A 20,110-nucleotide genomic window follows, 5' to 3' on the forward strand; every position below is an offset into this window, starting at 1 on the left:
CATGTCCGACTTCACCGACACGCTGATCGTCAACGTCGTGCGACGCGCGCAGGAGACGGCCGCCGTTGCCGTCTTCGAACTGCGCACACCTGACGACAGTGCGCTGCCACCGTTCACCGCCGGGGCGCATATCGAGTTGTTCCTGCGCGACGGACTGTCGCGATGCTATTCGCTGCTCAACGATCCGGGAGAACGGCATCGCTATGTCATCGGCGTGAACCGTGATGCGGCGAGCCGTGGCGGCTCCGCCTTCGTGCACGAGCATCTGCACGAAGGCGCGGCGCTCAGGATCAGTGCACCGCGCAACCACTTTCCGCTCGACGAGACGGCGGCACACAGCGGGCACACCGTGCTCGTGGCGGGCGGCATCGGCGTCACGCCGTTGTTGTCGATGGCCGCCCGTCTCGAAGCGATGCAGCGCCCCTGGACGCTGCATTACTGTGCACGCTCCCGGGAGACGGCAGCGTTCGCAGAGCATCTGGAAGGCAGCGCTTTCGCCCATGGGTGCGTTGAATGGCACTTCGATCGCGCACCGGGACAAGGCTCGCTTGATCTCGGCCGGCTCATCGATGAAGCGCCTGCGGGCACGCACTTGTACTGCTGCGGACCGTCACCGATGTTGAAGGCGTTCGAGGCTGAAGTGGCACGCCGCGCAGATTGCCACGGACATGTGGAGTATTTCGCAGGCGCTGGTGCACCTGAAGTACTTGAAGGTTCCGCTGACCAATACGACGTGGTGCTCGCGAAAAGCGGGAAGATCGTCGTGGTCAAGCCGGGACAAACGATGCTCGATGCGTTGCTCGACGCCGGCGTGGACGCCCCGTATTCTTGTCGCGAAGGCGTTTGCGGGACGTGCGAAGTCGCAGTACTCGAAGGCACGCCCGAGCATCGTGACCTCGTGTTGAGTCAGGACGAACGGGCCAGCGGCCGCACCGTCATGATCTGCTGCTCCGGTTGCCGAGGCGACCGGCTGGTGCTCGATCTGTAGCAACGCCTATCACTATCAATGCGTCCGGCACAGGACGCTGGAGGAGACGACATGCAAAGCGGTTTCACTCATACCATCGACGGTCGCGGCGAATCGAGCGACGCCTCGTTCGACGTCATCAATCCCGGGACTGGCGCGCCGTTCGCCGCGTGTCCCGACGCATCTCGCGATCAACTTGATCGCGCGGTGGCTGCTGCGCGCCGTGCGTTCAGCAGCTGGCGAGGGACGACCCCGGCCGAGCGCCGCGACATGCTGCGCGGTTTTGCCGAGGCATTGCGTGCGCGCACCAACGAAATCGCCACGCTGCTCACCCGCGAGCAAGGCAAGCCGTTCGCCCGTGCGCAGGACGAACTGGGTCGCGCATTCGCCAATCTGGAAGGCCTGCTGGCCATCGACCTGAAGCCGGAGTTGTTGCGCGACAACGAACGCGGTCACGTTGAGTTGCAGTACCACCCGCTCGGTGTGGTCGGTGCGATCACCCCGTGGAATGTGCCCGTGCTGCTTGCGCTGCCGAAGATCACGCAGTCGCTCTACACGGGCAACACGATCGTGCTCAAGCCGTCGCCGTACACGCCGCTCACGACGCTGCTCATCGGCGAGATCGCGCGCGAGCATTTCCCGCCCGGCGTGGTGAACGTCATCGCCGGGGGCAACGATCTGGGCGCATGGATGACCGAACATCCCGGCATCGACAAAATCTCCTTCACCGGGTCGGTCGCGACCGGCAAGCGGGTCATGGCGAGTGCGGCAAACACGCTCAAGCGCGTGACGTTGGAGCTTGGCGGCAATGATGCGGCCATCGTGCTCGACGACGTCGATGTGAAGGCACTCGCACCACGCCTGTTCTGGGCATCGTTCGGCAACAGCGGCCAGATATGCATGGCCATCAAACGCCTGTATGTGCACGAGAAGGTGTACGACGCCATGTGCGACGCGCTCGCGGAGATCGCTCGCCGCGTGAAAGTCGGTGAAGGTTTCGAAGAGGGGGTGCTGATGGGCCCGGTGCAGAACCGCATGCAGTACGAGCGCGTGCTGGCGTTGATCGAGGACACGCGTCGCCAGAATGCGCGCATCTTGTGCGGCGGCGAAGCGTTGCCGCGGCCCGGCTATTTCATCGCACCGACCATCGTTGCCGATATTGCCGAAGGCACACGGCTGGTCGACGAGGAGCCTTTCGGGCCGGTGTTGCCGGTGATTCGGTTCAGCGACGTGGATGACGTCGTGCGCCGTGCCAACAACACGCGGTTCGGTTTGTCGGGCTCGGTCTGGAGTGCGGATCCCGAGCGGGCGCGAGCGATTGCGCAACGGCTCGAAGTGGGCACGGCGTGGATCAATCACCATGTAGGGGTGGAATACGACGTGCCGTTTGGCGGCACCAAGGAGTCGGGCATCGGTCGCGAGTACGGTGCGCAGGGCCTGAAAAACTACACCGAAACGCGGGCGGTGAGCGTTCCTGTTCTGCCGCCCATGCCGCCCATGCCGCCCGTTGCGTCGAAAGCGCCGCAGCGCTGAGCCCGTCAACGAATCGTTCAGGAGAGACGACATGTCCACCACGAATGCGCCGGGACACACCGGTATGAATCTGTCAGCGCGCGCCGATGCGCTGGAACATCGGATGATCGAGGAGCTCGACTGCAAGATCGTCCGCTCGGTATTGTTCACCTCGGGCGATCGCGATCCGACAGCACCGATCATGCCGCCCCCCGGCGGAAAGCCCGATCCCCGGCATTTCCTGATGGGCGACGATCCGCGCCTTCAGCCAATGCCGGAGCGGCCCACATTGCTCGACTTCTTCCGTCACCGCTTTGCACCTGCAAACCACTTGCTGCAAAGCGCAACGCACGCGCTCAAGGCCGGACACGACGAGAAGACGATTCTCGCGTGTCTGCTGCACGACATCAGCGTGTCGGGTTTCATTCGCGCCGATCACGGGTACTGGGGTGCGCAGTTGCTTGCGCCTTACGTCGATGAGGAAGTGAGTTGGGCCATCCGCTACCACCAGGCGCTTCGCTTCTTCCCGGATGCGTCGGTGGGTTACGACTACCCTGAGGCGTACATCCGGTACTTTGGCGGGGATTATGCGCCGGAGGACTACGTCAAAGCCGACTGGGAGTACGCCCGCAATCACAAGTGGTACATGACGAGCCGGCTGATCACGTTGAACGACATCTATTCGTTCGACCCGAACGCGCAGGTGAGCTGGGATCCGTTCATCGACATCATCGGCCGGCATTTCAAGCAGCCGAAGGAAGGACTGGGCTTCGATGGATCGGCGTCCGCTCATATGTGGCGGACTATTATCTGGCCGACGAAGTTTTTGTGATGACTCGCGGGGGCGGTGCGTTCGTAAATACGTTGCCGCCCGCCACCGGTTCAGAAAGCAAAAAGGGGATGCGTGAACATCGCATCCCCTTTTTTTCATCATGCGTCGGATGGTTGATCAACCGGCATGACCCGCCTGCATTACCAGCTCAGACGCACCCCGGCATTGCCTTCCGCCGTGCTCCGGTGCGAGCCGCCCAGATTGAACCAGTAGCCGCCCGTCAGATAGAGACTGACGCGTTGATTCAGCTTCGCGTAGACGCCAGCGCCCACGTGCCCTTGCGTCGACCCGACCGACGAATCGATCTTGGTGGAGTCGGAGAAGTTCACGGTGTCGGTGCCGCCGAAGTAGCGCAACACGTCCAGACGCAGATATGGTTTCCAGTTGATGCCGTTCGCCTGAAACTGCGTCTGAAGTCGCAAACCGAGTCGCCCGATCAGTTCGTTCGCGCTCTTGAACGACACGGTCGCCGCCGGATCGGTCAGATCGTTGATGTGCGTGTACTGATAGATCAACTGGGCTTGCGGTTCAAGTGATAAACCGTACGGCAGCGGCAACGGCACCCCGCCTTCCAGCGATGCCGTGAACGCATTGGCCCGCGTCGTCGCGGTATTGCCTTGCAGCGACGACGGATTCACCGACATGGTCGAGCCCATCAACACGGTATCGACATACCAGCCGCTCGGTGCGATGCGCGTCCAATAGGCGCCAAGGCTGTACGAGTTGATGGCGAGGCTGCCGGCGGCCAGATCCTGCGTGGCCAATGCGAACCCCTTCACGTCGCCACTGCCTCGGGCGAAGCCGAAGAATAGACCGGCGTGATCGCGGTAGCCGCTATCGGTCGTGTTCGAATAGACGTCCTGCCCGACTTGCAACCCGAAGATCGTGCCGCTGAACGACTGATTTACCGTACCCGTGTGATCCTGCGACATGTGATCGCCCCACACGCGGCCCCAGCCACCGCCCCACTTGCCGTTTTCATCGAGCAGGTCTTGCCCGCCCATGCGATCGTGGAACGTGCCGATCTGCTGCACGGCGATCTCGCGCGCCAATGCCGAAATCTGCGAGTAGACCGGGACTTCGGTTCGATACAGCGGCGTTTCGGGATCGACGGGCGGGACGGGCACGATCGGGTCGATCGGCGGACGGGTCGGGTCGAGCGTGGTCGAGCGCAGGTACCAGTTGTCTTGCGTGCCGGGGGTAATGCCACCGCGGTATAGGTAGTAGGTATAAGCCCCTGCATTCGCCGTGCCGCCGGTAAATGCCGAGCCCGCCGTTGACGCCCCGTTCACCGTCTGCACGACCTGAATACCGTCACCGGTCGTTTGCCCGCCCTTGCCACCCGCGTTGGCGATCTTCAGCGTGGTGCTGCCGGTCGCCGTTCCGCCATTGATGATGATCTTGTCGGTCGGCGAATTGTCGGTGCCAAGTTGCGTGCGAAGCGATGCCGTCGCTTGCTGGCCGACGTAGTTACCTGCGACGGTCAGCGTGTTGCCGACGCCCGGGCCTGCCAACTGAAGCAGCGCGGCGTTGGTGAACGTGCCGTTGACCGTCAGGTTGCCCGTGGCACCGGAGGCAAAACCCGGCGTGGCGTTGGCGACCGCGACGGTGCCGTTGTTCTGCACGGAACCGGTAACGCTGCCGTAGCCACCCAGCGTTGCACCACTGGCCACCGTGACCGCGCCGCCACCGGACAGCGCCGCCCCTGAGGACGTGGGATCGCCCACGGCCAGTACCCCGGCATTAATGCTCGTCCCCCCGGTGTAGGTGCTGTTGCCGTTGAGCACGAGCGACCCGGCGCCGATCTTGGTCAGTGCCCCGGTACCGGTGATGCCCTGCGTGATCGTCGAGTTGAACCCGTTGGTATCGATCGTGCCGCCCGCGGTATCGAGTGCGACCGCACGACCCGCAGCGAGATTGAAACTGGCGCCGAGTTGCAACGTGCCGCCGTTGAACGTCAGCGCGCCACCGGGGGCACCAAGGCTGCTGTCTTGGCTGACGACCAGCGTCCCGGCGTAGAGCGTCCACGGCGTGAGTGCGGTGGTACTGCCGGTGAGTGTCCAGACACTGGTGCCCGTCTTATGGAAGGCAGAGAAACCTTGATATTGGGCTGTCGGACCAATCAGCGACGTGTTGAAACTGCTGTTGGCATTCCCGCCAAGGATGAACGTGTTGGTGCCGACATTCGCGTCGACGGTGCCGGTGATGGCAGATCCGGCGCGCAGTTCGAGCGAGTTAGTGCCGGCACTGAATTGAATGGCGTCGGCGACGGTGCCATTCGCACCGGTGCCACCGGTGATGGTGCCGCTATTGATCACCGCGACGTTCTGGCCCTGTACACCGACCCCACCCGCGCCTGATGCACCTGCGGTACCGCCAGTCCCGCCCGCACCGCCTGCGCCGCCGCTGATCGAGCCCGTGTTCGTGATGGTGCCGCCGTTGTTGGTCACCAATACCCCGGCGCCACCGGCACCGCCCGCACCGCCGACACTACTGGTGCCGCCGCCACCGCCCCGGTTGCCGACACCGCCGGTAATCGTGCCGGCGTTGTTCATGGAGCCGCCTGCGGTGACTACCACCCCGGCACCGCCGCCACCGCCCGCGCCGCCCGCCGACGTGGCGTTTCCGCCGCCGCCGCCGGTACCGCCATCGCCACCGGTAATCTTGCCGGTGCTGGCGTTGGTCACCGTCCCGGTCCCGGCGACGCGCACCCCCGCACCGCCCACGTCGCCATGGCCGCCGGTCGTGTTGGCGCCGTTACCGCCGTTGCCGCCGTCGCCACCGGTGACGACACCGGAATTGCTGACAGTTCCATTGCCGCTGAGGGAAATGCCGTCGCCGCCCACGCCCCCGCCACCGCCGCCGCCTGCGCTGTCGTCGCCGCCTTGACCGCCCTTGATGACACCGGTCGACGCGTTGGTGACCGTTCCGGCGCCCACGAGGCTGACCCCGTTACCGCCAGCCGCCGCTTCACCACCCACACCGGTCCCGGTACTGTTGCCAGCGCCGCCGCCGCGGTTGCCCACGCCACCGAGGATGGTGCCGGCGTTCGTCACGACGCCACCGCCGTTGAGCCGGACACCGTCGCCGCCCTGCCCGCCGTCGGCGCCGACACCACCGGTAACGGTGCCGGTGCCAGTGCCGCCGACGAAGGTCTGGCTTTGTGCGCTGCCGCCGCCGCCCGTACCGCCGTTACCGCCGACAATCGTGCCGGTCGTCTGGTTGTTGAGTCTGCCGCTGCCGTCGATGAGCACGCCGACACCGCCCGCGCCACCGAGCCCGCCGTTGCCGGAAACCGCAAGGGCGCCTGCGGCGAGTGCAGAGCCGCCGTTTTCGCCGTTGCCACCGTTACCGCCGGTGATCATGCCGCTATTCGTTACGGTACTGCCGCCGGAAAGGGTTGCCCCATTGCCGCCCACGCCCGCGTCGCCACCACGTCCGCCATAGGGGACGACTGCGCCGCTGGCACTGACTGAACCGCTGCCGCCACCGTTGCCGCCAGCACCGCCAGTGACAACGCCTGAGGTGCCGTTCACGAAGGTACCGCCTTGTGCCGAGACGACGGCGTCGCCGCCTGAGCCGCCTGCGCCGCCGTTCCCTGCGATGAAGTTGGTGCCGTTGCCGGTGCCCGCAGAGGTCGTGTTGCCAAAGCTGCCGCCACCGCCGCCGTTACCGCCCTGGCCACCGACGACGGTACCGGTGTTGGTGGACTGTTGGCTGGTAGTGAGTTGCACCCCGACGCCGCCTGCACCGCCGCCGCCGCCATTGCCGCCGCCACCGGTACCCGTGCTGTCGGTGCCACCGCCGCCGCCACCGTTACCGCCTTTTCCGCCCGCGATCGCGCCGCTATTGGTTTGTCCGCCGGGGAGTTCGATACCGACCCCACCCGCGCCGCCACCGCCGCCGCCTGCACCATTGCCGAGTGCGCCGGTGACGTTTGTCGCGCCGCCGGTGCCACCGGTACCGCCGGTACCACCCGAAAGCCCCGGGACACCCGAGCCTGCGAGGCCTGCATCACCATTGCCACCACCGCCACCGCCGGTGCCACCTGCGCCGCCATTGCCGCCACTGCCTGCGGCGCCCGTGCCATCCACGCTGCCGCCGCCGCCGCCGTTGCCGCCGGTGCCATTGGTATTGCTCGCATCCGTCCCGGCGCCACCGTTCGGTGCGCCGGCGGTACCGCCTGCACAGGTAACACCTGGCGCAGCGGTGCAACCACCGGTGCCGCCGGCGGCGAACGCTTGTGACATCGGGAATGTGACTAGCGCAGCGGCGCTAAGCGCGGCCGCCATTGCGGTGCGTACGGGAGATGCTGAAGAGGGGGATTGATGCGAGAGGTTCTGACTGGGTGCCACACTCATCCGCATTCGGACCGCGCGAGCGATAGCGGTGGGGGAATCTTTACGTTCGTTGCGGTCAATGCGATACGACATATCGGTTCGGCCTCCAACGTAGTTTGGATGAAAAAGTCTACCAAATTTCATTCCATTACCGATACGTCATTTCATTCATATACAAACACTCTGGTGTAGTCCGAATTTGTTTTTTCCTTTGCGTGATTTTCTTAAGATTCCATTGATGGAAAGGCATTAATTCCGCTAAATAGAGGCAAAAGCGAGCGCCGAGATTCGTTGCAAATCATCAGGGCATTGAGGCAACAACGGGCCTTGTAGGAGGATACCTACATGGAACCCCCTCTCAGAATTGGCGGGTTGTCAGGCGTCATGCTCTGTAGTCCGAACGTTTATTCACATCAACAATATCGAATGATGTTCGGATTTAATTTTTGAAGGGAGTAATGCGGATGAGACTCCTACATCATTCGATGAAGGCGGAATATGTAGGTTAGATGTAGGGAGTGACGACCATTGCGGCACACCTGATATTTGATTTAATCGAGGCTTAATTAGTGTGAGAACCGACGTTCTATTTTTGAGGGCCACAAAAGCAAAAGGCCCACATGCGAACATGTGGGCCTTGCTTGTTTGGTGCCGGCTGCAGGAATTGAGCAAATCCGCAAAAGTCTTGTCTCGCGGGGCCCAGCGAAAACATTCGCTCTTTACGTGCCCCCAAAAGTGCCCCCCCCCGCAGAGAGGGCACAGCCCGACGTGGGCGCCGAACCGCAACTCCGGCCGAACGGCCTGCGTTGCCCTTCGGGTGTGGACCGTCTTTACAGCCGGTCGGCTAGGCCTCGCCGGCCCCTTCATTCTCACGCCCGGTAACTTCTTGCGACGAGTCCACCTCCAAACTAAGCGGCCAAGCAACTAAAAGCGGTGATGCAATGCTGTTTGGGCAAGCGGCTTAAGCAATTCGTCGGAGAGTGACGTGTCGTCGAGATTGACACGAAAACGAACCGCGGAAATAGGGCTCCCCTCTGGAATCAAAACCACCGGCACCTTGGAAGCCGCAATGACTCTGAGATTTGCCTCCGCGAACGTCTCATCAAACCGCATTTCCGACGCCTCAGATACCGCACTTCCCAGAGCGCTGAACACATTCCGGACAACCTTCGTTCGCATTTCGGGACTCAGGAAACCTTGAAGGATTTCCACCAAATCGGAAATCGACTGACCGCTCTGTACGCGCCGCAGACGTAGCGAAGCAATCGTTATTTGACGCTCGCTTCGGCGTAGTTGTTCGTACGAGAATTCATGGTTCCGCCCCTCCTTCTCAGTCGCCTTGACTTCGACTAAATGATCTCGGTACGCGAAATCGAAACGGTCTGTTGCATCTTCGTGCCAGGCGGCCACCGCAGCCCGAGGGTCGTCCGCGACGGTCATCAACCATAGCTCGGCCCACAGACCGGCAACGGCTCGCGAAGATGGGAGCGAGAGGGAGCTCATCAACTCCACGAACTGGCGAACAACACGCTCGATATCAGATGCCGACGGCGTTCTTGGCAACGCAGCAATCAATGATTCAATCGCCGTACAAAACGGCTCTACGAGCATCTGGTCACCACCGCGTAGCGACACAACAACGAAGTGGCCGTCCTCCTCGTTCGATGAAGTGCGCACACGAAAGCGGATATGGAGCCGCGAAAGTCTCGCGGAGCAGCTTGTTGAGGTGGTAGAGAAAATACTGAGGTTTCGCACCCGCTTCAGTGCTTAGCGCGGCGGATAACGCCGCCGCGCTGGCGAATCGAACGAAGATTTCGATGTTTTCATTGCCCGAACCGGCGAATCGTTCTACAAAGGGATGCACGAGTGACACGTCGACCTGAACGTAGCGTGTCCGACCACCATCGGTTGTCGGTTGAGTTGCGTCCCCGACTCGAAGCCAGTCGGTCACCGCCGGGTCTGTATTTGCCTTGATTGTCAGTTTCCAGGTGGTGTTCGCAACACGAACCTCCACGGCTCGCTCAAACCCTGAGGTCGACGGCACTCCAATCTTGGGAGGGACGGGAGGCGGTGCGGCTGGATTTCGCTCCTCCTCGTCTAGCACAGGAGCGAGTTCCCGCTCGACAACATCTCCCACGCTGTTGGTCGCTTTTTCCGCTGTCTCAGCCAAGGAGCGATTATGACGCTGCCTAGCCCGATAGCCCTCCGCCTGGTCAAGCAGGTCTAGGGGAGACCGCTTGAGTTCTTCTTCCAGTAATTCGAGAAAGAGTTCCTCGTGCTCTTCCCAGCGAAAACCATCCTTCGTGTGGCTTACATCGAAGCCAGAAAGGTGCAACTCACAGGCAGAGGTTTCTCGAAATGCTGCGCGAGAGCGTAGAGGTCAAACTGTCGCAATATCGACTGCTTAGCCTTCAGGTCGGCTAACGCTGCGTTCACATAGGCCTTGGCTTTCAATTCGAGATAGTCTTCGATCTCGGCATGAGCTAGCAAACGAAAAGCAGCAATCCTGTCCAGGTCGGCAGGGTCCGGAGGAAACTTTTGCTGCTTGCTAACTTCCCTTGCCAGGAACTTGGCTCGCAGCAACTTCAGTCGTGCTTCCATATGCTGGAAGTGCTGACTCGTCACCTTGGGCGCCATTTTTTCACCTAATGATCGCCATACCAGCGTCAAATTGTTTCCCTACCACAACCGAGAGCGTACTTCCCCATGCTTGAATTCGGTACTGCGTTGACGCAATGCTCTTCGTCGTTCGTTCAATGGATTCCATGAATTTCGGGTCCGTGCACTGTTGCTTGAATGCTGCAACGACATCGTCCTTCCTCTGCTCAGCAATCCTGGCAACATCTTCGTCGGCAAAGAAGCGAGTAATGCAATCAAATACCGCCCGATTCATTCGGCGCTCATACTTGTCGCCTAACCACTTCTTGAATGCTGAGTCCCCAAACACCGCATGGGCGCACGTAAGGGCGACATCGAGTCGAACCAAGTGATGTTCGAGTGTTGATGTGCACCAAGAACTGACCCTTTGAGGGGTGTAGTTTTCATCGAAAATTGACCCACGTGATTCAATGTCCTGCTCAACCTTTGAGCAGGAGATACCAAGGTGATCACGGTGGGCATGCTAGCCAAGATCAGGCGGATGTATTTCCGCGAGAAGGTACCGCTGCGAGAGATTGCGCGACGCACGGGCCTGTCCCGAAACACGATTCGCAGCTGGCTGCGCCAGACCGATGCGGTCGAACCCCATTACCCCAAGCGAATCAGCCCCAGCGTCATCGATGAGTGGGCGGAGCAATTGAGCTGCTGGTTACGCACCGACAGCCATCGGCCAAAGCGTGATCGCCGTACCGCTCGCTTCATGTTTGAGGCAATCCATGCACAGGGCTACGCCGGCAGCTACGCACGAGTGAGCGCCTTCGTGCGGCACTGGCACGAGACGCAATCCCAGGCACCACGCACCAAAGCTTACGTGCCGTTGGCTTTCGATCCGGGTGAGGCGTTCCAGTTTGATTGGAGCTGCGAGTATGCCTTCGTGGGAGGCTTGCGCCGGCGGCTCGAGGTCGCCCACGTCAAACTCAACGCCAGTCGCGCATTCTGGTTGGTTGCCTATCCCACGCAGAGCCATGAGATGCTATTCGACGCACATGCTCGAGCTTTTGCAGCATTTGGTGGCGTGCCTCGGCGAGGGATTTACGACAACATGAAGACTGCGGTCGACAAGGTCGGCCGAGGCAAAGAGCGAGCGATCAACGCCCGCTTCGAGGCGATGTGTGGCCACTACCTCTTTGAGCCCGAATTCTGCAATCGCGCTGCCGGTTGGGAGAAAGGTATCGTCGAGAAGAACGTGCAAGATCGGCGACGACAGATTTGGCATGAAGCGGCCGAGCATCGATGGGAAACACTTGCGACGCTCAACGAGTGGGTTGCCGACCAATGCCTATGCGCGTGGCAAGGCAAACACCCGCAGTGGCCTGAGCTCACCATTGCTGACGCGTTGCAAGATGAGCGCACGAAGTTGATGCCCAACCCTAAGCCATTTGATGGATATGTTGAGCAGACGCTACGCGTCTCCTCAACGAGCCTGATTCACTTCCAACGCAATCGCTACAGCGTGCCATCGAATCTGACCAATCAGGTCGTTAGCGTGCGCTGCTACCCGACATATCTGAGCATCGTTTCCGAAGGGCAAGAAGTCGCCCGACATGAGCGTAGCTTTGATCGATACCTCACTTTTTACGATTGGCGCCACTACATCGACTTGGTGGAGCGAAAACCCGGTGCACTGCGCAACGGAGCACCGTTTGCGACGATGCCGGTGCCGCTGCAGCGCTTACAGCATTACTTGCTCAAGCATCCCGGTGGCGACCGGGTTATGACGCAAGTACTAGCGGCAGTACGTGACCACGGTTTAGACGCTGTGCTGACTGCCGTAAAAATGTCATTGGAGTCAGGTCGGCCGAGTGCCGAGCATGTCATCAATGTGCTGGGCCGGCTCAAAACGCCAGTCGGGCCGTTACTGCCCGCACCAACCAAACTGCACCTGACCGAAGAGCCCTCAGCGGATGTCGATCGCTATGAGAGCCTAAGGCCCAATGCCCCGGAGAATCGCCATGTCTAATGACATTACAGCTCAGCTCAAGGGTTTGAAGTTGCACGGCATGGCAAGCAGTTGGCCGGAGCTGCTCGCACAATCCAGGCACACGGAGTTTGATCCGGAGCGTTTCATGAAGCAACTGCTGATGGCTGAGACGGCAGAGCGCCAAGTCCGATCTATTGCCTATCAAATGACTGCGGCTCGTTTCCCGGCACATCGCGATCTCACCGGATTCGATTTCGACCAAGCGCACGTAGATGAAATGCTGGTGCGAGAACTACATGACCTGGCGTTTCTCTCCAGCGCACACAACGTGGTGTTTATCGGCGGGCCCGGTACCGGCAAGACGCATTTGGCGACTGCGATAGGCATCCAAGCGGTGCAGCGCCAAGGCAAGCGAGTTAGGTACTTTTCGACAGTGGAACTGACGAACGCGCTGGAGCAAGAGAAGGCTATCGGCAAGCAAGGCCAAATAGCGCACAAGCTGATGTACGTGGATATGGTGATCCTCGATGAGCTGGGCTACCTGCCATTCAGCCAGACGGGCGGTGCACTGCTATTTCATCTGCTCTCGAAGCTGTACGAGCACACCAGCGTGGCGATAACGACGAATCTGAGCTTTAGCGAATGGGCCAGCGTATTCGGGGACGCAAAGATGACAACTGCGCTGCTCGACCGGGTGACGCATCACTGCCACATCGTAGAAACGGGCAACGATTCCTGGCGTTTCAAGACCAGTTCGGCCAAGTCTCGGGTATCGCGGAAAAAGGCCCCCAAGGGCACGGAAAATGACGACTTATCCACACAGAAGTAGATGTACTAGGCTGATTGGGGTGGGTTAAATTTCGATGAAAATCCCGGGTCAAGATTTGGTGAAAATCAACACTACGGGAGCTTAGCCCGCGAGATTGGTTATGCCGATATCGACGATAGCAGGACAATCCGGAGGTGTATCGAGCGACTCTGGACCGTGTCAGTCATCGCCGAGGCTAATGGCATTCGTCAAGGATTCAGATTGCTGTCGGGACTTGTAATTGACGAGCGACGCGGGAAACTTGCCGTAGCGCTAAACCCCCACTTGACGCGGGCTATCTTGGGGGAGGGTCAATACACCCAAATCGACATGCAGGAAATTCGGGCACTGAGAAGCGATGTCGCCAGATTAGTCCATCAGAGACTGTGCGCGGTTATAAACGCAGGCAGCAAACGTGTTGTGGCGATCGACACGCTTTGTTCATATGCGTGGCCAGAACAGGCGAACACAAACACCATGCATAAGCGCCGGCAGCGACTCGCTACTGCGATACAGGAACTCAGGGAAATAAACTGGAACGCCGAGGAGCGTTTGCGTGGAAAGTTTCACATTCAGCGGCCGCGAAAGTGACGAGCGCGCGCAATTGAGAACCCCGTTTATCTGTACAAAAACCCCCGTTTATCTGTACCAGAATCCCCGTTTATCTGTACAACCGGAAACCCTCGAAGTCCTTATGGGAAAAGGGTTTCCGTTCAACCAGGAGATTTCACCTAAGATTATCTAAGATAATCTACTAGGCGCAGGGCTTCGCACCACATGCGCAGCCCATTGCCGAGTCTCACATGCAATACAGCCGGCTCGGCACGAACACCCTGACTCCGCGCCGTCAGATTTTAGCGGCTAAAGTTTCGACAAACATTCCGATCGGAGTCAGCCCGTCGCATTCCATTGCACCTCCCTGCCGATAATCATACGGGGTGGAACGCAGACCCAATGTGTGGGCTACTTCAAGCCATCGCTCATAGACGATCAAGCTTAGCCACCAGATCCTCCGCTCGAAGGTGCGTATATCGCTTGAGCATTTGCATTGATTTGTGGCCACTAATCGAAGCCACCTCCTGATCGCTCAGACCTGCTTCCACGAGCCGACTAACCGCCTCATGACGCAGATCGTGAAAGTGCAAATCAGCGAGCCCAACCTTTTCGGTGATAGCGCTCCAAAGCTTCTGGAACACATATGCACGCCTGACACCGTCCCGCCCAGGCTCGCCGAAAAATACGAGTGCCGTGTCGCTAGGTCTCGTTGGATTTTCCAACGCCAACTTGAGAATCTCAGAAGCCGCGCGGGTCAGGGGAACAGATCGAGCGGAGCCATTCTTCGTGTCAAGCAGCCTTATGACTCGCTTTGCAAGATCAACGTCTGAGCAACGCATTCCTACGATCTCGGACGAACGCATCCCAGTCTCAACTGCCAGCCGAACGACCCAACCCAGCATCGGATTGCTGTGCGCGTCCGCAGCAGCAAACAATGCCTCCTGCTCATCAACACTCAATCGACGATTGCGCCCCGCTCCGGGGCTCGGCTTGCGTACATTGGCGACGGGATTAAACGTAAGACCCAGCCCCCACTCCTGAATGGCCACGCGGAACAAGTGTCCCAGCAACGCCAGCTCAATTCGTACGGTGTTGTTCGCCTTCGCGCAGTCGAAGACCGGCAGTGTTGTGGTTATCGAAGTGACCGGCGAGCTGAAGAAGCTCGTTGACGCCTTGCTGGCATGGCGAGGAAGCGAGGTAGACGTCTCGCCGTACCTGCTGCGCGACGAGAAAGGGCACCCGCTTACGCGCGGCCAACTGCGCTCGCGGTTCGACAACGCGCGCGACAAGGCCAAGATTGACAAGGCGGATTTTCAGTTCCGGGACTTGCGCGCGCGAAGCGTGACGCGCAAAGCGATCGAATCAGGCTTGGAGGAAGCACAGCGTCTCGCGGGCCACACAACACCGGGGATGACCGCCCACTATTCGCGCGGTGCACGCCCTGTAAAGCCGTCTCGATGAGGGAATTGCGAACGCGGAGGGGGGATTGCGAACGTCGGGCCTTTGCTGAAACTGGCCGCAAAGGCCCGACTGTATTGGTGCCGGCTGCAGGACTCGAACCCGCCACCTGATGATTACAAATCAACTGCTCTACCAGATGAGCTAAGCCGGCGAAGTCGCACATTGTAACCGATTCATTGGCTATTGCGACTACCTGTCAGTGCAAAATTCCTCACAACCGCGCCCGTTTGGGGAACCGCTCAAAGAGCACCTCCCCATCCGCACACTGTGCCGTGAATTACTTCACCACTTTCAGGTGTCCGCGCGGGGCATTGCTGCCAGCCGCGCCGTTACCGCCAGGACGCGGCGGTTCCGGATCGTCTTCGTCAGACTCCGGCGACGACGGTACCGATTCCAACTCCGGCCCCGCATCCGCCTGTGCCTGTTTGTCGACCGGGAAGGCCATTCCCTGACCATTCTCGCGGGCATAAATCGCCAGCACGTTCGGCACCTGCACCTCAACCTTCTGCGAGATGCCGCCGAAGCGGGCGCTGAATTCAATCCAGTCGTTGCCCATCTGGAGCCCGCTCGTGGCATCGAAGCTGATGTTCAGCACGATCTCGCCATCTTTCACAAACTCGCGCGGAACTCGCGTCTTGGCATCGACATGCACGGCCAGATACGGCGTGTACCCGTTATCGGTACACCACTCGTACAGCGCGCGCAGTAAATAGGGCTTGGTAGACGTTTCAGGAGGCATAAGACATTTCGTCCCCCTTGGCCAGCCAGCCCGCCAACTTCGGCAGGCCGGCCCGCGCCAGCGGGGTATCGACGCATTCGCGACGTAATAACGCCGTATTAACGACGCATGACCTTTTCGGACGGCGTCAGCGCTTCAATGTACGCCGGACGGCTGAAAATACGCTCGGCATACTTCATCAACGGGGCAGCATTCTTCGACAACTCAATGCCGTAGTGGTCCAGACGCCACAGCAGCGGCGCAATCGCCACGTCGAGCATCGAGAACTCTTCGCCCAGCATGTACTTGTTCTTCAAGAAGATCGGTGCAAGCTGCGTCAGACGATCGCGAATCGATTGGCGAGCGGCCTGATGGGCCTTCTCGGCCGCACGGCCCTTGTCGTTCTCAAGCGTGCTCACGTGCACGAACAACTCTTTCTCGAAGTTGAACAGGAACAGGCGCGCACGCGCACGCTGCACCGGGTCCGCCGGCATCAGCTGCGGATGCGGGAAACGCTCGTCAATGTACTCATTGATGATGTTCGATTCGTACAGAATCAGGTCGCGCTCAACAAGAATCGGCACCTGACCGTACGGGTTCATCACCGCAATGTCTTCCGGCTTGTTGAACAGATCGACGTCACGGATCTCAAAATCCATGCCTTTTTCGAACAGAACCAGCCGGCAACGCTGGGAGAAGGGGCAGGTCGTGCCCGAGTACAAAACCATCATAGCGCGTCTTCCTTAAAAACCAACGGGGCCGGGGTGGGAAACCGACGCTTCCCTGACCCTGGCCCCGTCGTACAGACGTTATTTTACTTCACGTCCTTCCAATAGGCCGCATTCAGGCGCCAGGCAAGCACCGTAAAGAGTCCCAAGAACAACAAAACCCAGACGCCAAGCTGCCTGCGCGTACGCTGCGCCGGCTCCGACATCCAATCCAGATAAGATACCAGATCAGCCATGGCAGAATCGAATTCCACCGGTTTCATCGTTCCTTGAGTGATCTGCACGAACTGTGCCGGGCCATGCTCCGCGCCCTCCACATGCTTCAATCCACGCTGTCCCTGCAACTGCCAGAACGGGTTCGGCATGCCCACATTCGGGAACGCCACGTTGTTCCAGCCCGTCGGACGCGCATCGTCACGGTAGAACGTGCGCAGGTACGTATACAGCCAGTCCGTCCCCCGCGCACGCGCCTCCACCGATAAATCCGGCGGCGCCGAACCAAACCAGTCCTTCGCATCCGCCGCACGCATCGCCACGGTCATCGTCTCGCCAATCTTGTCGGTCGTGAAAAGCAGATTGTTCTTGATCTCTGCTTCCGACAGCCCAAGGTCCTTGAGACGCGAATACCGCATCGATGCCGCCGAGTGGCAATTCAGACAGTAATTCACGAAAAGCTTGGCCCCGCGTTGCAGCGACGCCAGGTCGTCCACGCGGTTGGGCGCCGTATCGAGCGGCCCGCCCTCTTCCGCCATGGCCGGCGCCACAAAACCGCTGAGGAGCGCCAGGATGAGCAACAGTTTTTTCATCTTGATATCCCTAGTCGACTTGAGTGCGCTCAATGCGCCGCGAAGGTTACGCGCTCGGGCACCGGCTTGAACGTGCCGCGTTTGCTCCAGATCGGCATCAGCCAGAAGAATCCGAAGTAATACAGCGCGCCGATTTGCGAGACCGCAGTCTTCACGGGCGTCGGCTCCTGGATACCCAGGTAACCCAGCACAGCAAAGATGACGACGAGGATACCCAACAACACCTTATGAAATCCCGGACGGTACCGGATCGACTTCACCGGGCTCTGGTCCAGCCACGGCAGGAAGAACAGCGTCACCACCGCGCCGCCCATCACCACCACGCCCCAGAACTTGGCTTCGATCAGGAACATCGCCAACAACAGCAACACCACACCGCCAGAACCCGCCACCTTGGTGGTGGCCGCCGCGCGACCCTTGATCCACCACACGGCCGCGACGATCACCGTCAACGCCATCAGCACGTGCTTGAAGTCATCGGTCGTGGCCCGCAGCATCGAGTAGAACGGCGTGAAGTACCAGACCGGTGCGATGTGCGGCGGCGTCTTGAGCGAGTCGGACGGGATGAAGTTGTTCGCTTCGAGGAAGTACCCGCCCATCGTCGGCGCAAAGAACACGATCGCCGAGAACACCATCAGGAACACACCCACACCCATGATGTCGTGCACGGTGTAGTACGGATGGAACGGAATGCCGTCGAGCGGCCGGCCGTTGGCGTCCTTCTTGTCCTTGATCTCGATGCCGTCGGGGTTGTTCGAACCCACTTCGTGCAACGCAATGATGTGCGCCACGATCAGGCCAATCAGCACCAGCGGAATCGCAATCACGTGGAAGGCGAAGAAGCGGTTGAGCGTCGCGTCCGACACCACGTAGTCGCCACGAATCCACAGCGACAGATCCGGGCCGATGAACGGAATTGCCGAGAAGAGGTTCACGATCACCTGTGCGCCCCAATACGACATCTGACCCCACGGCAGCAGATACCCGAAGAACGCCTCGGCCATCAGGCACAGAAAGATCAGACACCCGAACACCCACACCAGCTCACGCGGCTTGCGGTACGAACCGTACAACAGCCCCCGGAACATATGCAGATACACGACCACGAAGAACATCGACGCGCCCGTGGAATGCATGTAGCGGATGAGCCATCCCCACGGCACCTCGCGCATGATGTATTCGACCGACGCAAACGCAAGGTTGGCGTCCGGCTTGTAGTTCATCACCAGGAAAATGCCGGTGACGATCTGAATCACCAGCACCAGCATCGCCAGCGATCCGAAGAAATACCAGAAGTTGAAGTTTTTAGGGGCGTAGTACTCGGAAGCGTGATCTTTCCAAAGCTGTGTCAGCGGGAAGCGACGATCGATCCAGCCCAGCAAGCCCGTCGTGTCGACCTGTTTGTCGGCGGCCATGGTTACGCTTCTCCTTTTTCGTCTTTACCGATCACGAGCCGAGTGTCGTTCACGAACATGAAACGAGGAACGTCGAGATTCTTCGGTGCCGGCTTGTTCTTGAACACGCGGCCCGACATGTCGTACGTAGAACCATGGCACGGGCACAGGAAGCCCGGATCGTGCCCCAAAGCAGGGATGGTATTGGCGTCGTAAGGACCCGATGGAATGCACCCCAGATGGGTACAGATGCCGACCACAACGAGCAGATCCTTATGCTCGGCACGCGCCCGAAACGCGTTCTTGCAATAGTCGGGCATCGGGTAGGAGAAAGTCTCCTTGGAGTCCGGATCAGCGAGTTCGCCCGTCACTTTGGACAGCGAATCCATTTCCGCCGGCGTGCGGCGCACGATCCACACCGGCAGACCACGCCACGCCACGGTCATCTTTTCGCCGGGCTTGAGATTACTGATATCGGCCTCGACCGGCGCACCGCCCGCCTTGGCTCGCTCAGAGGGTTCCAGAGAACTGACGAAAGGAACAAGTGTTGCAACGCCGCCCACGCCTCCAGCTACGGACGTTGCAATCAGCAGATTCCGGCGGCTACTGTCGACGGCCTTTTCTTGATTGTCACTCATCACAAGCCCCACACGGTTGATTTGGTATTTCCGTCAACCTTAAATCATACGCGAGCGTAAATGCCTGAAACAACGGCTAAACGCCCCAGTCTCCTAGTGGTTTTCGCGTATTTTCAAAGGATTAACGTACCCTGCGGGCGGCTGATGCTCACCCGGGGTTTCGCTTCTGGGATGCTGCACGAGAGTCGCTATGATCGCCGCTTTCGTTGACGCGTGCACGACATTTAGTCATCATTTTCCCTGTCTCACCCCGGTGACAGCTACTGTGCGCGCCCCCGGCCCTCATTAAAACAGCGGAGGAATGGCATGAGCTTCATGTCGGAATTCAAGGAATTTGCCGTCAAAGGCAATGTGGTCGATCTGGCCGTCGGTGTGATCATCGGCGCGGCATTCGGCAAGATCGTCGACTCGGTCGTCAAAGACCTCATCATGCCGATTGTCGGCGCCATCTTCGGTGGCCTCGACTTCTCGAGCAAATTCATTCTGCTCGGCGCCATCCCGCCCGACTTCAAAGGCAACCCCACGTCGTACGCCGATCTGACCAAGGCCGGCGTTGCCGTCTTCGGTTACGGCAACTTCATCACCGTCGCCATCAACTTCATCATTCTGGCGTTCATCATCTTCATCATGGTCAAGCAGATCAACCGCTTGAAGCGCCCGGCCCCGGAAGCCCCGGCGGCACCGGCCCCCACGCCGGAAGACATCGTTCTGCTGCGCGAAATCCGCGACAGCCTCAAGAAGCAGAACGGCTGAGCTTTCTGGCCTGTCTGCC

General features: G+C 60.0%; 18 protein-coding genes, 1 tRNA gene and 1 pseudogene. 8 read left to right on the plus strand and 12 right to left on the minus strand.

Annotation, left to right across the window (positions count from 1 at the left end; all coding sequences use genetic code 11):
• The first annotated feature begins 1 nt into the window (after nucleotide 1).
• Genes AT302_RS24950 through AT302_RS24960 form a run of 3 tightly spaced genes read left to right on the plus strand, consistent with a single transcriptional unit; the run spans nucleotide 2 to nucleotide 3,311 of the window.
• On the plus strand, nucleotides 2-988 hold the full coding sequence (locus AT302_RS24950) for a PDR/VanB family oxidoreductase (RefSeq protein WP_058379933.1): 987 nt from the start codon (nucleotides 2-4) through the stop codon (nucleotides 986-988).
• Nucleotides 989-1,039: 51 nt separating this feature from the next.
• The gene (locus AT302_RS24955) at nucleotides 1,040-2,500 is read left to right on the plus strand and encodes an aldehyde dehydrogenase family protein (protein ID WP_058376305.1); all 1,461 of its coding nucleotides are present in this window, start codon (nucleotides 1,040-1,042) and stop codon (nucleotides 2,498-2,500) included.
• A 31-nt stretch (nucleotides 2,501-2,531) separates the two neighbouring features.
• A complete protein-coding gene (locus AT302_RS24960; RefSeq protein WP_218918977.1) occupies nucleotides 2,532-3,311 on the plus strand; it encodes an HD domain-containing protein in 780 nt (259 codons plus the stop codon).
• A 140-nt stretch (nucleotides 3,312-3,451) separates the two neighbouring features.
• Here the strand turns inward: AT302_RS24960 and AT302_RS28295 are convergent, their stop codons facing one another.
• The 5 genes from AT302_RS28295 to AT302_RS27900 form a co-directional block, all read right to left on the minus strand.
• A complete protein-coding gene (locus tag AT302_RS28295) occupies nucleotides 3,452-7,603 on the minus strand; it encodes an autotransporter outer membrane beta-barrel domain-containing protein (RefSeq protein ID WP_058376306.1) in 4,152 nt (1,383 codons plus the stop codon).
• Between the two features lie 972 nt (nucleotides 7,604-8,575).
• On the minus strand, nucleotides 8,576-9,328 hold the full coding sequence (locus AT302_RS24970; protein ID WP_058376307.1) for a PD-(D/E)XK motif protein: 753 nt from the start codon (nucleotides 9,326-9,328) through the stop codon (nucleotides 8,576-8,578).
• Nucleotides 9,267-9,986: a hypothetical protein gene (locus AT302_RS27895; protein ID WP_167365764.1), complete on the minus strand. Its 720-nt coding sequence runs from the start codon at nucleotides 9,984-9,986 to the stop codon at nucleotides 9,267-9,269. The genes AT302_RS24970 and AT302_RS27895 overlap by 62 nt, the downstream gene beginning before the upstream one ends.
• A complete protein-coding gene (locus tag AT302_RS24975; protein WP_058376308.1) occupies nucleotides 9,962-10,288 on the minus strand; it encodes a hypothetical protein in 327 nt (108 codons plus the stop codon). Before AT302_RS24975 ends, AT302_RS27895 begins: the two co-directional genes overlap by 25 nt.
• Before the next feature lie 4 nt (nucleotides 10,289-10,292).
• Complete coding sequence (locus tag AT302_RS27900; protein ID WP_058376309.1) at nucleotides 10,293-10,637, minus strand: hypothetical protein; 345 nt, start codon at nucleotides 10,635-10,637, stop codon at nucleotides 10,293-10,295.
• Nucleotides 10,638-10,763: 126 nt separating this feature from the next.
• On the opposite strand from AT302_RS27900, the gene istA reads away from it, so the two are divergent.
• The 3 genes from istA to repC all read left to right on the plus strand — a co-directional run bounded on the left by istA (nucleotide 10,764) and on the right by repC (nucleotide 13,629).
• Nucleotides 10,764-12,269 carry an IS21 family transposase gene (gene istA / locus AT302_RS24985; RefSeq protein WP_058379935.1) on the plus strand — a complete coding sequence of 502 codons (1,506 nt, stop codon included), beginning with the start codon at nucleotides 10,764-10,766 and terminating at the stop codon, nucleotides 12,267-12,269.
• The gene (gene istB / locus AT302_RS24990; RefSeq protein ID WP_058376310.1) at nucleotides 12,262-13,059 is read left to right on the plus strand and encodes an IS21-like element helper ATPase IstB; all 798 of its coding nucleotides are present in this window, start codon (nucleotides 12,262-12,264) and stop codon (nucleotides 13,057-13,059) included. The genes istA and istB overlap by 8 nt, the downstream gene beginning before the upstream one ends.
• A 126-nt stretch (nucleotides 13,060-13,185) precedes the next feature.
• Complete coding sequence (repC, locus tag AT302_RS28455) at nucleotides 13,186-13,629, plus strand: replication protein C, IncQ-type (protein WP_407668853.1); 444 nt, start codon at nucleotides 13,186-13,188, stop codon at nucleotides 13,627-13,629.
• A 389-nt stretch (nucleotides 13,630-14,018) separates the two neighbouring features.
• Here the strand turns inward: repC and AT302_RS24995 are convergent.
• Nucleotides 14,019-14,696, minus strand: a pseudogene (locus AT302_RS24995) (site-specific integrase); the annotation flags it as partial.
• Between AT302_RS24995 and AT302_RS27430 the strand changes: the two are divergent.
• The gene (locus AT302_RS27430) at nucleotides 14,635-15,054 is read left to right on the plus strand and encodes a tyrosine-type recombinase/integrase (RefSeq protein WP_084656462.1); all 420 of its coding nucleotides are present in this window, start codon (nucleotides 14,635-14,637) and stop codon (nucleotides 15,052-15,054) included. The pseudogene AT302_RS24995 and the gene AT302_RS27430 sit on opposite strands and share 62 nt — an antisense overlap.
• Nucleotides 15,055-15,129: 75 nt before the next feature.
• Here AT302_RS27430 and AT302_RS25000 read toward each other — a convergent pair.
• From AT302_RS25000 to petA, 6 genes are all read right to left on the minus strand, one after another.
• Nucleotides 15,130-15,205: transfer RNA gene (locus AT302_RS25000), tRNA-Thr, on the minus strand.
• A gap of 126 nt (nucleotides 15,206-15,331) precedes the next feature.
• On the minus strand, nucleotides 15,332-15,793 hold the full coding sequence (locus tag AT302_RS25005; RefSeq protein WP_058376311.1) for a ClpXP protease specificity-enhancing factor: 462 nt from the start codon (nucleotides 15,791-15,793) through the stop codon (nucleotides 15,332-15,334).
• Nucleotides 15,794-15,891: 98 nt separating this feature from the next.
• The gene (locus AT302_RS25010) at nucleotides 15,892-16,503 is read right to left on the minus strand and encodes a glutathione S-transferase N-terminal domain-containing protein (RefSeq protein ID WP_058376312.1); all 612 of its coding nucleotides are present in this window, start codon (nucleotides 16,501-16,503) and stop codon (nucleotides 15,892-15,894) included.
• Between the two features lie 83 nt (nucleotides 16,504-16,586).
• The gene (locus tag AT302_RS25015; RefSeq protein ID WP_058376313.1) at nucleotides 16,587-17,306 is read right to left on the minus strand and encodes a cytochrome c1; all 720 of its coding nucleotides are present in this window, start codon (nucleotides 17,304-17,306) and stop codon (nucleotides 16,587-16,589) included.
• A 29-nt stretch (nucleotides 17,307-17,335) separates the two neighbouring features.
• On the minus strand, nucleotides 17,336-18,721 hold the full coding sequence (locus tag AT302_RS25020; RefSeq protein ID WP_058376314.1) for a cytochrome b: 1,386 nt from the start codon (nucleotides 18,719-18,721) through the stop codon (nucleotides 17,336-17,338).
• Between the two features lie 2 nt (nucleotides 18,722-18,723).
• The gene (gene petA / locus AT302_RS25025; RefSeq protein ID WP_058376315.1) at nucleotides 18,724-19,338 is read right to left on the minus strand and encodes a ubiquinol-cytochrome c reductase iron-sulfur subunit; all 615 of its coding nucleotides are present in this window, start codon (nucleotides 19,336-19,338) and stop codon (nucleotides 18,724-18,726) included.
• Nucleotides 19,339-19,644: 306 nt separating this feature from the next.
• On the opposite strand from petA, the gene mscL reads away from it, so the two are divergent.
• Nucleotides 19,645-20,091: a large conductance mechanosensitive channel protein MscL gene (gene mscL / locus AT302_RS25030; RefSeq protein WP_058376316.1), complete on the plus strand. Its 447-nt coding sequence runs from the start codon at nucleotides 19,645-19,647 to the stop codon at nucleotides 20,089-20,091.
• Nucleotides 20,092-20,110: the final 19 nt, after the last annotated feature.

Source organism: Pandoraea norimbergensis, assembly GCF_001465545.3.
GTDB classification, from domain to species: domain Bacteria; phylum Pseudomonadota; class Gammaproteobacteria; order Burkholderiales; family Burkholderiaceae; genus Pandoraea; species Pandoraea norimbergensis.